At 71.3% G+C, this 11479-nt stretch carries 14 protein-coding genes; 7 read left to right on the plus strand and 7 right to left on the minus strand.

The genetic code is table 11. The annotated features are described in order from the left end of the window. The 3 genes from B2K11_RS18090 to B2K11_RS18100 form a co-directional block, all read left to right on the plus strand. The coding region (locus B2K11_RS18090) for a MarR family transcriptional regulator (protein WP_163620457.1) at positions 1-286 on the plus strand (286 nt) is incomplete at its 5' end. A 97-nt stretch (positions 287-383) separates the two neighbouring features. Then, positions 384-1169 (plus strand): EI24 domain-containing protein, encoded by a 786-nt coding sequence (locus tag B2K11_RS18095; RefSeq protein ID WP_163620459.1) that lies wholly within the window; start codon positions 384-386, stop codon positions 1167-1169. A gap of 94 nt (positions 1170-1263) precedes the next feature. After that, positions 1264-2052 carry a patatin-like phospholipase family protein gene (locus tag B2K11_RS18100; RefSeq protein WP_163620461.1) on the plus strand — a complete coding sequence of 263 codons (789 nt, stop codon included), beginning with the start codon at positions 1264-1266 and terminating at the stop codon, positions 2050-2052. Positions 2053-2080: 28 nt separating this feature from the next. On the opposite strand, the gene B2K11_RS18105 is transcribed toward B2K11_RS18100, so the two are convergent. Together B2K11_RS18105 and B2K11_RS18110 are read right to left on the minus strand one after the other, a co-directional pair. Next, positions 2081-2881, minus strand: coding sequence for a DUF1206 domain-containing protein (locus B2K11_RS18105; RefSeq protein ID WP_163620463.1), 801 nt, complete (start codon positions 2879-2881; stop codon positions 2081-2083). A gap of 64 nt (positions 2882-2945) precedes the next feature. Next, positions 2946-3641, minus strand: a complete 696-nt coding sequence (locus tag B2K11_RS18110; RefSeq protein WP_163620465.1) for a phosphatase PAP2 family protein — start codon at positions 3639-3641, stop codon at positions 2946-2948. A gap of 116 nt (positions 3642-3757) precedes the next feature. Between B2K11_RS18110 and B2K11_RS18115 the strand changes: the two genes are divergently transcribed. Continuing rightward, positions 3758-5131 carry an NAD(P)-binding protein gene (locus tag B2K11_RS18115; protein ID WP_163620467.1) on the plus strand — a complete coding sequence of 458 codons (1374 nt, stop codon included), beginning with the start codon at positions 3758-3760 and terminating at the stop codon, positions 5129-5131. A 17-nt stretch (positions 5132-5148) separates the two neighbouring features. Here the strand turns inward: B2K11_RS18115 and B2K11_RS18120 are convergent, their stop codons facing one another. Then, a complete protein-coding gene (locus B2K11_RS18120) occupies positions 5149-5454 on the minus strand; it encodes an NIPSNAP family protein (RefSeq protein WP_163620469.1) in 306 nt (101 codons plus the stop codon). Positions 5455-5681: 227 nt separating this feature from the next. Here B2K11_RS18120 and B2K11_RS18125 point away from each other — a divergent pair, with 227 nt between their 5' ends. Beyond that, positions 5682-6032: a LysR family transcriptional regulator gene (locus B2K11_RS18125; RefSeq protein ID WP_163620471.1), complete on the plus strand. Its 351-nt coding sequence runs from the start codon at positions 5682-5684 to the stop codon at positions 6030-6032. Between the two features lie 72 nt (positions 6033-6104). On the opposite strand, the gene B2K11_RS18130 is transcribed toward B2K11_RS18125, so the two are convergent. The 4 genes from B2K11_RS18130 to B2K11_RS18150 form a co-directional block, all read right to left on the minus strand. Further along, positions 6105-6794, minus strand: a complete 690-nt coding sequence (locus tag B2K11_RS18130; RefSeq protein WP_163620473.1) for an alpha/beta hydrolase — start codon at positions 6792-6794, stop codon at positions 6105-6107. 67 nt (positions 6795-6861) lie between these two features. Beyond that, positions 6862-7935 carry a redox-regulated ATPase YchF gene (gene ychF / locus B2K11_RS18135; RefSeq protein ID WP_163620475.1) on the minus strand — a complete coding sequence of 358 codons (1074 nt, stop codon included), beginning with the start codon at positions 7933-7935 and terminating at the stop codon, positions 6862-6864. A 57-nt stretch (positions 7936-7992) separates the two neighbouring features. Then, positions 7993-8604: a dihydrofolate reductase family protein gene (locus B2K11_RS18140; RefSeq protein WP_163620477.1), complete on the minus strand. Its 612-nt coding sequence runs from the start codon at positions 8602-8604 to the stop codon at positions 7993-7995. An 833-nt stretch (positions 8605-9437) separates the two neighbouring features. Continuing rightward, entirely contained in the window at positions 9438-10196 is a 759-nt protein-coding gene (locus tag B2K11_RS18150; RefSeq protein WP_163620479.1) for a class I SAM-dependent methyltransferase, read from the minus strand. Between the two features lie 75 nt (positions 10197-10271). Here B2K11_RS18150 and B2K11_RS18155 point away from each other — a divergent pair, with 75 nt between their 5' ends. Together B2K11_RS18155 and rmuC are read left to right on the plus strand one after the other, a co-directional pair. Next, a complete protein-coding gene (locus B2K11_RS18155) occupies positions 10272-10874 on the plus strand; it encodes a 3'-5' exonuclease (protein ID WP_163620481.1) in 603 nt (200 codons plus the stop codon). A 52-nt stretch (positions 10875-10926) separates the two neighbouring features. Continuing rightward, positions 10927-11479 (plus strand): DNA recombination protein RmuC (rmuC, locus tag B2K11_RS18160; protein WP_163620483.1); only part of this gene is annotated, 553 nt, incomplete at its 3' end.

The raw sequence follows: 11479 nt of genomic DNA on the forward strand, positions 1-11479 counted from the left end.
CGGAAGGATCGCGCGCGCGCTGCACCTCTCGCCCGCGTCGGGCACGGCTCTCATCGATCGCCTGGTGGCACGGGGACTCGTCGTCGTGCACGGTCACCCTCATGACCGCCGCAAGAAGCTCGTGCGGCCGCTCGACGGCGACATCGACCTCGACCACCTCGACCCGCTCACGATGCGGCTGCGCTCCATCGCCGCCAAACTCACGTCGGGCGACGCACGCATCGTGGCGACATTCCTCGAGGACGTGCTCGCGAGCGTCACCCACGCGACCGCACCCTCGCACTGATCTCGGGGCCGCCGATGCCTGTCGCCCACGCGTGCCGTGCCAGGCGCTCGAGACTGCGCCGCAGGCGCTCGCCGACCGGCGTCGTAGGCTGAGGCCGATGCGCGAGATCGTCAGAGGAGTGGCCCTCCTGGGGCGCGGCTTCGCCTACTGGCGGCGCCGCCCCGGCCTGATGATGCTGGGCCTGCTGCCGGCCGCGCTCGTCGGCGCCCTTTTCCTGGCGGGACTGATCGCCCTGAGCGCCTCACTGCCCGGCCTCACGGACGCCATGACGCCGTTCGCCGACGGCTGGCCCAGCCTGTGGGCGACGGTCTTCCGCATCGCCGTCGGCACGGCGCTGCTCGGCGCGGCCCTCGTACTGGTGGTCGTCACGTTCACCGCCGTGACGCTGCTCGTCGGCGACCCCTTCTATGAGCGCATCTGGAGAGCCGTGGAGACGGATGCCGGAGCCGCCCCTCCCGATGCGCGGTATGGTTTCTGGCGCTCGGTCGCCGACGGGCTGTCTCTCATCGGGCGCGGACTGGGGGTCGCACTGCTCGCCGCGCTCGTCGGGCTGGTGCCGGTGGTGGGCGGCGCACTCAGCGCCGTGTTCGGCGTGACGCTCACCGGATGGCTGGTGGCGGATGAGCTCACGTCGCGGGCGTTCACCGCGCGAGGCATGGCGCGACTCGAGCGCCGGCGACTGATGCGCCGGCACCGCGGGCGCGTGCTGGGCTTCGGCGTGGCGACGCAGCTCACGTTCCTGGTGCCGCTCGGCGCCGTGGCCACGATGCCCGCCGCAGTGGCGGGTGCCGCGCTGCTGGCTCGGTCGATGCTCGACACGGCCCCCGCGCAGGCGGAGCCGCCGCGCGGGCGCGACCCGGAGCTCGGCATCCGGCCCGCCTGATCGGCGGCTCGCGGGTTCACGGCGATCGCGCATACACAGTCGGCACCCATATGCGCGGTGCTAGCTTGGCTGCGCACGACGAGCGGAGGACCACGTGGGCGACGACCCTGATCTCGGCCTGGTGCTCGGCGGCGGCGGCGCTTTCGGCGCCGCGCACGTGGGTGTCCTGCAGGTCCTGGCGGAGCGCGGCATCCAGCCGGGCATCGTCACGGGAACCAGCTCGGGCGCTCTCGTCGGCGCCGGCTACGCCGCCGGCGTCGAGCAGGAGGCTCTCGACCGGGCTGCGCGCGGATTCCGCTGGGGCGCGATCGCGCGCTGGTCGGTGGCTCCGCGATGGGGCCTGCTCGATACGACCGCCATCGTCGACGCCGTCTCGCGCACGCTGGGCGAGGACCCGCTCATCGAGGACCTGCCGCGACGATTCGCGGCGTTCGCCACCGATCTGCGCACGCGACGAGGCGTGATCATCGACACCGGTCCGCTCAGCTTCGCGCTGCGGGCGACGGTCGCCGTCCCCGGCCTGCTTCCGCCCGTGAGGCGGGGTCGCGAGCTGCTGGCCGACGGCGGGATGATCGACAACGTGCCGGTCGCGGCTGCCCGCGCGCTCGGCGCGTCCCGCGTCATCGTGGTGCGGCTGCACGCGAAGTGGGAGAACGTGCGCATGATGCGCACCGTCACCCGCACGGCGGACCTCGTGCAGGATCCGTCGGTCGTGCTCGTCCAGCCGGAGATGGAGGGGATGGCGCAGTGGACGATGTCCGACGTGCCCCGCCTCATCGCCGAGGGGCGCCGCGCCGCGATCTCCGCGCTGGACGGCGCGGACTGGGGCCGGCGGAGCGTCGCGGCGTCAGACGACGGGCGGCCGGCTGAGCCGGCCAGCTGAACGCGAGCCGGATCGGCGTCCGAGCCGCTCACATCCGCGCGTAGCGGGCACGCGCGAAGCAGAACAGGCCATAGATGATGAGGCCCGCGGCGACCACCCAGAGGATCACCGGCCCGAACGGCAGCTCGGCGAGCGTATGGAGGGCGCCATCGAGTCCTCCGGCCTTCTCAGCGTCGTGGGTGAGGGCCGCCACGACGAAGAGCACGCCGGTGACGGCGACCGCGACGCCCTTCGCGACGTAGCCGACCACCCCGAACGTCACGATGCCCTTGCGGACGGTGCCTGCCGGCAGATCCAAGTGCTTCTCGAACGCCCGGGTGAATCCGCGGACGATGAAGGCGATCCCGATGGCGAGCACGATGAGTCCGATGAGGACGAGCAGGATGAGGCCGCCGGTACTGGCCATCAGCTGCGCGCTGAGGCCCTGCGACGACTGGGAGGAGTCGGACTGGCCCCCCAGTGCGTACACGAGCGCGGTGAAGGCGATCGCGAGGTAGACGACCGCGGTGCCGACGAACTTCACCCGATGGCCCCACTTCTTCTTGGGGTCTGCGTCCCGAGCGAGAAAGGCCTCGGCGATCTGCCACGCGGCGAGCGCCACGAGTCCGATCACGATCGCCCAGAGCAGCACGACGCCGGCGGGAGAATCCCGGATCATCTCCATCGCGCCGCCCTGGTCGGCCTCGCCTCCACCGCCCGTCGCGACGGAGATCGCGATGACGCCGATGACGATGTGCAGCACGCCCAGCACGACGTAGCCGATGCGGGCCATCGTGCGGAAGGCGGGCGATTCCGTCGCGGTGCGCGCGGCGTTCTTGGCAGTGGTCATGGCCGAAGCGTATCGAGGTGCAGGCACCCGAACTTGGGGGTTGCAATCGGGCGCGATCCAGGCATCAGATGGCCCGCGACGAGGACGTCGCCCGCCGGATCCGGTAGGCCTGGACGGCACTCCACACCAGCGTGGCCACCGCCACACCCTCCAGCATTCCGGCGACGACGTCGCTCAGCCAGTGTGCTTGCAGATAAGTCCGGCTCCACATCATGTAGAGCACCCAGATCGCGCCGAGGAGCCAGACGTACCAGCGCCGCAGCAGCAGCCCGAGCGTGACCGCGATCGTCGTCGCGACCGCGGTATGACCGGACGGGAACGACGTGGCGACGTTCTCGGCGAGAGAGTCGGCGGGCCGCACACGCGCGATGATGGCGGCCATCGGTGCGCCGATCGCGACGACCACGATGATGGCGCCGGCGAGGGTCACGGCATCCCATCGCCTTCTCTGCCACACGAAGATCGCGACGAGCAGGATGCCGATCACGATCACGCCGAACATGCCGCCGACGATCGCGGGCACCCATGCCGCGATGATGCCGACCTCGCTGACGGTCGCCACCATGAAGTCATGCCACCACAGGTCGATCGGAAGCGGCTCGTGCCCGCCGAGTGCCACGACGAAGCGCAGCACGACGAAGGCGACCGTCGCGACCACCCCCACCACGAGGACGACGGCCCGGTGCGGTTCGGGGTGCGGGAGCTGCTCGAGGGGAGCGGCCGCGTACGGCGCTGTCCCCTGGCGTTCGTCGTCGGTCACCAGCCCATTGTGGGTGGGCGGGGCCGCTTCGCCGTTGCTCTTGCCCCCGGTCGCGCATCGGTGTAGCGCCCGGGCCGCCCATTGACGCCGATCATCGCCACTGCTCTGATGAGCGCATGGAGGGGATCGTCGACGTCGATTACCTGGTGGTCGGCGCGGGAGCGATGGGAATGGCGTTCGCCGACGCCCTCACCGCCCACGCCGACGTCTCGGTCGCGATCGTCGACCGTCGCCACGGCGCGGGCGGCCACTGGCTCGACGCCTACGGGTTCGTGCGGCTGCACCAGGCCTCGGCGTTCTACGGCGTCGCCTCGACACTGCTGGGCGGCGGGCGCGTGCAGTCCGACGGCCCCGAGCGGGGGCTGCACGAACGCGCGCGCGCCGCCGAGGTGACGGAGTACTACGCGGGAGTCCTGACCCGCCTCACGGCGAACGGGCGGGTGGTGTTCCACGGGCGCTCCGAGTACCTGGGCGACCGCCGGTTCGCGTCGCTTCTGAGCGGACGGCGGTACCGCGCGCCCCGTGCGCGGGTGGTGGATGCCGCCTACCTGTCGCCCGACATCCCCGCCCTCACTCCCCCGCCGTTCGCCGTCGACGACGGCGCCCGCGTCATTCCCGTGAACGACCTTGTCCGCATCTCGCACGCCCCCGAGCACTACGTCATCGTGGGGGCGGGCAAGACCGCGACCGACACCTGCGTGTGGCTGCTGCAGAACGGCGTCTCACCGAGCGCCATCACCTGGGTGCGCCCGCGCGACCCCTGGCTGCTCAACCGCGCCGTCGTACAGCCGGATCCCCGGGTCTTCCTCGGCATGGCCGCGGACACGATGGCCGCCGCGGCCCAAGCAACGAGCCCCGACGATGTCTTCCTGCGGATGGAGGATGCCGGGATCATGCTCCGCATCGACCCGACGGTGACGCCGACCATGGCCAAGACCCCCACCCTCGCGACGTGGGAGCTCGACCTCGTCCGCACCATCGACGATGTCATCCGCCGCGGCCACCTGCGCGCCGTCGCTCCCGGACGCCTGGTCTTCGCCGACGGGGACGTGCAGGTTCCTGCCGACACGCTCGTCGTGCACTGCGCGGCCGAGGGCCTCAAGTACCCGGGGCTCCGGCCGATCTGGACGCCGGAGGCGATCACCCCGCAGCCGGTCCGGGTGGGGTTCCCGTGCTTCGGGGCGGCGCTGGCGGGCTACGTGGAGGCCACGCGTGACGACGATGCCGATAGGAACCGCGTGTGCAAGCCGTCTCCTTACGCGAACACGCCCTCGGACTGGACCACCATGCAGGTGATCGGCGGGGACGCGTCGCTCGCGATGACGAGGGAGGCCGACCTGCGGGAATGGTCGAACACCACGCCGCTCAACCCTGCCCGCATCCCCGCCGAGCTCGCCGACGACCCGTCAGTCCTCGCTGCCCGCGATCGGCTGAAGCAGAGCATCGCCGCCGGACGGGCGCGTCTCACGACGCTGGCGAACCTCGGCTGACGCCGCCGCGGCGCCCCTCAGTCGAAGACCGGCGTCTGGAAGCGGCGCTCGTAGCGGCGGATGCACTGCGTGTCGCGCGCGAACTGGAAGGCCGCCACGCATTCCGGGTCGGTGCGGGAGGCGATGCGGTAGGCCTCGTAGTCCGCCATCGACGGGAAGGTGAACAAGGCGAAGGCTTCGTCGCTGTCGCCCTCGCTCGGCATGAAGTATCCGTGATGGGTGCCGCCGAGCCTGTTGACCAGCCGGATCCACTCCCGGCCGTACTGCGTGAACTCCTCGAGCTTGTCGGGGTCGATCTCGTAGCGCAGGTGGATGGTGATCATGGGTGTCCGTTCGTCGTCGGGCCGGCAGTCGCCGTGCGCCGTCTTCGATTGTCGCCGACCGCGGGTCGTCGGCTGTCGAAGGGGCGGCACATGGGCCGCGGCTGGCGGAATCGCGTGCACCCTTGGCAGAACGTCGCCGACTCTCCGCAGCGGTGCCGAGGGCGAACCGAACGCGGAGGGTCCTCCTTCCGCCGTATCCTGAAGACGCCGGCGACGGAAGGCCCTCTGTGAACATCACCCTGCTGCAACGGTTCGTCACCGTCGTCGCCGAAGACCTGCACTTTCCGCGCGCCGCCCAGGTGCTCGGCATCCCGCTCGCCGCGCTGTATTCGTCGGTCGACAAGCTGGAAGCCGAGGTCGGACACCCGCTGATCGTCCGTGGCAAGCCCAGCTGGTCGCTGACGCCGGCGGGGGTCCTGCTGCTCGAGGAGGCGAAGCGGCGGATCGCCGAGGCGCCCGCCTCCGCCCCGAAGCCTGCCGTGCCGGCCGGCGGCAAGGCCAAAGCCTCGAAGGGCAAGGGTCGCGCCCCGGCGGTGAAGGGCCAGCCGAAGCCGTTCAAGAAGCGCCAGGGCCGCTAGGTCGGTCCCATCGGGCAGCCAGCTCCCGCGGCGGATGCGCGAGGGGTCAGCGAGGGCGCTGGGGGATCCTGCTCAGTCCCAGTCGAGGTAGTCCTCGATCGGCCACGCGGTCGCGCCGACGTGTGTCACGGGGAACAGGTGCCCGGCGCCCTCGACGCGCGCGACGCTCACGCGGTCCGGCGCGGATGCCCGGAGCTCCTCGCCGTTCGACGGCGGCGTCATCCGGTCCTCGGTGCCCTGCACGACCAGCACCGGCACGGCCGGCGCGAGAGAGGACCACTCGAGCTCGGGTGTCGCTGCCAGCGCACCCCGCTGCATCGATTCGACCTCGGCATCGCGCGCCTGCGCAGGGATCTCCGACACGTCGGACCCGAGCTCGTCCGTCGACACGGCGCCTTCGACGCCGAGCAGCAGCACGCCGTTGACATGTCCCGGGTGGTCGAGCGACACCGCCCGCGCGACCGAGCCGCCGAACGCGTGACCGCCGACCCAGGCGCTGGCGAGTCCGAGGTGCTCCATCACGTCGACGACGTCCTGGGCCAGGTCGTGCATCGAGACCACCTGGTCGGCGGCGGCACGCGGATGACGGGGGCCGATGCGGACGACGTGGAAATCCTCCTCGGCCAGCGCGTGCGTGAGGGGGCCCAGGTAGCTGATGTTCAGGCCGCGCCCGGGAAGCAGCACGATCGCGGGGCCGTCGGCCCGCTCGTCGACGTAGGGGATCGCGCGGCCGTCGGGCTCGAAGATCTGGGTTTCAGCCAAGGTTCTGGGGTCCTCTCGCGTGCACGTTCGTGGGGTTCACCGCGCCCTGCCGGACGCGGTGCGGGCTTCAGACGTTGAAGCGGAATTCGACGACGTCGCCGTCCTGCATGATGTAGTCCTTGCCCTCGAGGCGCGCCTTGCCCTTCGCGCGCGCCTCGACGACGGAGCCGGTTGCCACGAGGTCGTCGAACGAGATGACTTCTGCCTTGATGAAGCCCTTCTCGAAGTCGGTGTGGATGACGCCGGCGGCCTGCGGAGCCTTCCAGCCCTTGCCGATCGTCCAGGCGCGGGCCTCCTTCGGCCCTGCGGTCAGGTACGTCTGCAGGCCGAGCGTGTCGAACCCGATGCGCGCGAGCTGGTCGAGGCCGGATTCCTCCTGGCCGGTCGATGCCAGCAGCTCCGCCGCGTCCTCCGGGTCGAGGTCGATCAGCTCGGATTCGATCTTCGCGTCGAGGAACACCGCATGAGCCGGCGCGACCAGCGCCTCGAGCTCGGCCTTGCGGGCGGCATCCGTCAGCACCGCCTCGTCGACGTTGAAGACGAAGATGAACGGCTTCGCGGTCAAGAGACCCAGCTCCTTGATCGGGGCGAGGTCGATGCCCGAGGCCGACAGCAGCACGCCGCGCTCGAGTGCGTCCTTCGCCTCGACGGCCGTGGCGAGCACCGAGGCGTCGAGCTTGCGGCCCTTGACCTCCTTCTCGTACCGCGTGATCGCCTTCTCGAGCGTCTCGAGGTCGGCGAGCTGCAGCTCGGCGTTGATCGTCTCCATGTCGCTCTTCGGGTTCACCGCGCCCTCGACGTGCACGACGTCGTCGTCGGCGAAGCCCCGCACGACCTGGGCGATCGCGTCGGCCTCCCGGATGTTCGCGAGGAACTTGTTGCCGAGCCCCTCGCCTTCCGAGGCGCCGCGCACGATGCCGGCGATGTCGACGAACGACACCGCGGCGGGCAGGATGCGCTCGGAGTGGAAGATCGTCGCCAGCTTGTCGAGCCGCGGGTCGGGCAGGTTGACCACGCCGATGTTGGGCTCGATCGTGGCGAACGGGTAGTTCGCCGCGAGCACCTGGTTCTTGGTCAGCGCGTTGAAGAGGGTCGACTTGCCGACGTTCGGGAGTCCGACGATTCCGATGGTGAGAGCCACGGGCATCCAGTCTACGTGGGAGGGATGCCGCACCCTGCTCCGCCCGCTTCGGAAGAGTCAGTCGGGATCGACGCGCCAGCGCATGAGCACGTTGCCGCTCTCCTCCCACACCCGCGTCTCGAGCAGTTTGAGCGCGACCGGCGGTCGATCGTCGAACAGCGGAACGCCCGATCCGGCGATCAGCGGGAACGTCACCAGGTGCAGCTCATCGACGAGTCCCGCGCGCATGAGGTCGTTCCACAGCATCCGGCCGAGCAGGATGAGGATGCTGCGTCCCTCGCGCTCCTTGAGCGCGGCGACTTCTGCGCGCGCCTCGGCGACGGGCACGATGCGCACGTGCTCGTAGGGCGCGACGTCGGCGTCGGTGATCGTGTCCGAGACGACGATCTTCTCGACACCGAGGATGAGCTCGGCGAACTCGCGGCGGATGGCGGTTGCGTCCGGGTCCGCGCGCACGCTGGTCCAGTAGCCGAGGTTCCCGAGGGCCGAGCGGCGGCCGGCCAGCAGCAGCGTGTCGGAGTCCCGCAGGAGCGCCGTGGTGTAGTGGTCGAACGAGTCCGCACCGTGGTAGTCGGGGTGCCAGTGCTCGAAGAACGAGCCGATGTCGTGGTCGTCGTCCTCATAGCGGCCGTCGACGGTCACGAAATTGCAGACGGTGAGGGTTCGCACCGCGCCACCGTACCGCCGGTCGGCTCGCGGCGCGAGGAGCGCTATGCGCAGCGCCGGGCTCGCGGATCCGGAGCCGCGCACCGCCCCGTGGGCCCGTTGCCCGAGCACCGGTGCGCCGCGATACTGAACCCGTGGACGAGTGCTGTGCGCCGCACGCACCGGACGGATTCGATCGCGAGTTCAACGCCCGGTTCGCGCGCCGCCTCGCGCAGCGATACCGGCGCGAGGGGCTCACGCCGAGCGCGCAGCTCGTGCTCGAGTTCGCCGACTCGCTGGGTCTCGACGGCGCGTCGCTGCTCGAGATCGGTGGTGGGATCGGCGACATCCAGCTCGAGGCGCTCAAGCGGGGCGCGTCGCACACCACCAACGTCGAGCTCTCGTCCGCGTACGAGCCCGAAGCTGCGCGGCTCCTCGACGAGGCGGGGTTGCGCGCTCGCGTGACGAGGACCCTGGGGGTGGACCTCGCCGGCACCCCGGAGGCCGTCGAGCCGGCAGACATCGTCGTGCTGCATCGTGTCGTCTGCTGCTACCCCGACTACGAGCGGCTGCTCGGCGCTGCCGCCGGACGCGGAAAGCGCGCCGTGGTTTTCAGCCACCCGACGCACAGCCTCTTCGCCCGTATGGCGGCTCGCACGATCAACGCCGTGTACGCGCTCACGGGGAATCCGTACCGCGCCTTCGCCCACGCCCCGGATGCGATGGTGGACGTGCTGCGCCGACGCGGGTTCGAACCGCGGTACCGCGGCCGCAGCGGCCCGTGGCACGTCGTCGGCGCGGTGCGCACCTCGCGCGGCCCGCGCGTCGACTCTTCGAGCAAGCGCCGGTGCGATGCCTCAGCGACGGATGCCGCGGTACGCGTGGGTGACGTACGGGAGGTCTACGACCTCGGCCCCGCCGGCCTCGGTGATGCGTCGCTCATCGAACAGCCGGCCGACGGCGGCGAGGATGGCGCCGCGGGCGGCGTCCGACGCGGTGATGACGTAGCTGCGCGACGCCACCATGTCGAGAAGCGCGGCACGTGAGAGCGAGCGCGTCCAGTTCCACGTCTTCGCCTCCAGGCCGTCGAACGGCTCGGCGACCTGCGGCCCGTCGCCGGCGAGCATCTCTTCGGCGTGGCTGCCGTGCATCGCGGCGGTGAGCCGCGCGACCCAGGGGTCTGACTCGTCGCGGATGTTCCAGACCAGGCCCAGCACGCCGCCCGCGCGGAGCACGCGTCCGGCCTCCGCAGAGGCGGCTACCGGGTCGACCCAGTGCCACGCCTGCCCGAGCAGCACGGCGTCGACGGAGGCGTCGGGCAGCGGCATCCGCTCTCCCGAGCCCACGAACGTGGGGACTCCGTGCACGTTGCCACGCAGCGCGGCGAGCATGTCGGCGTCGGGATCGATCGCGACGACCTCGGCGCCGGCCTCGACGATCGTGCGGGTGAGCTTGCCGGTGCCGGCGCCCACGTCGGCGACGCGCAGCCCGCGGCCCTCGTCGCGCACGGGGGCGAGCATCCAGTCCACGGCTTCGCGCGGGTAGTCGGGCCTTCCCGACTCGTAGGCTCCGGCGGCGGACCCGAACGACAGCGACATCTCCTCGCGGCTGGCCATGCTCCGACCCTATGCCGACACCCTCGTGCGGCGCGCCTTCCGTCGGTGCGGCCGATGCCGGGTGAGTCTGGGGAGGTGCCACTGGACTTCACCGCGATCGACTTCGAGACGGCGAATTCCAGCAACGCCTCCGCCTGCGCCGTCGGTCTCGTGCGCGTACGCGACGGCAGGATCGTCGATAAGACGGGCTGGCTCATCCGCCCGCCGGCCGGTCACGACGTGTTCTTCGAGCTGAATGTGCGCATCCACGGCATCCAGCCCGAAGACGTCGCCGACGCCGCCCCCTGGAGCCGGCAGCTCGCCGACATCGTCGCGTTCGCCGGCGACGACATCCTGGTGGCGCACAACGCGGGCTTCGACATGGCCGTGCTCAAGCGCGCGTGCGACGCGACAGGCGACGACTGCCCCGCCTACCGCTACGCGTGCAGCCTGCAGGTCGCGCGCAAGGTCTACCGGCTCGAGTCGTACCGGCTGCCGTTCGTCGCGGCCGAGGCGGGCTTCGGGGACTTCCCGCACCACAATGCGACGGCCGATGCGCTCGCCTGCGCCCACGTCATGATCGACGCCGCGCGGCGCGTGGGCGCCGCGGACATCGCGGCGCTCACCGAGGCGGTCGGCGTGCGCGTATCGCAGATCGCGATCGCCCAGGCTCCCGCCGTCTCGTTCGCCGTCGCCTGAACGCCCAGCGCGGCGCGACCGTCATGTCGGAGGCCTCCGTCATTCTGAAGGCATGGACGCAGCAGTGATCGGAATGGTGGTGATCGCCTGCATCGTCGTGGGTGCCGTGGCGGGATGGGCGGCAGGGCTCGCGCGCGGTGCCGCCCGGGCCGCCCGCGAGCAGGCGGCCCTCACGGCGCAGCTTGCGGGGTCCGAAGCGGCGCGTCAGGGCGTGCAGGCCCAGCTCGAGCACCAGCAGCTGCTGTACCGCGAGCTGGCGAGCCAGGCACGCCATGACCAGGCGGCGCGCGAGGAGCGGGAGCGGCGCGAGCAGTCGGTGCTGCGCGCCCTCGCCCCCGTGCAAGAGACGCTCGCCGCGATGCACACCAAGGTCGACGACCTCGAGCGCGACCGGCACGTCCAGTTCGGCACGCTCGCCGAGCAGCTGCGCCGCGCGCACGAGTCCGACGAAGCCCTGCGGGCGACGACGGAGTCGCTGGCGAGCGCCCTGCGATCGGGCAGCACGCGCGGGGTCTGGGGCGAGACCCAGCTGCGCCGCGTCGTCGAGGCAGCCGGCCTCACCCGGCACGTCGACTTCGACCTGCAGACGTCGATCACGACGGATG

Source organism: Microbacterium sp. B35-30, assembly GCF_010634855.1.
Lineage (GTDB): Bacteria > Actinomycetota > Actinomycetes > Actinomycetales > Microbacteriaceae > Microbacterium.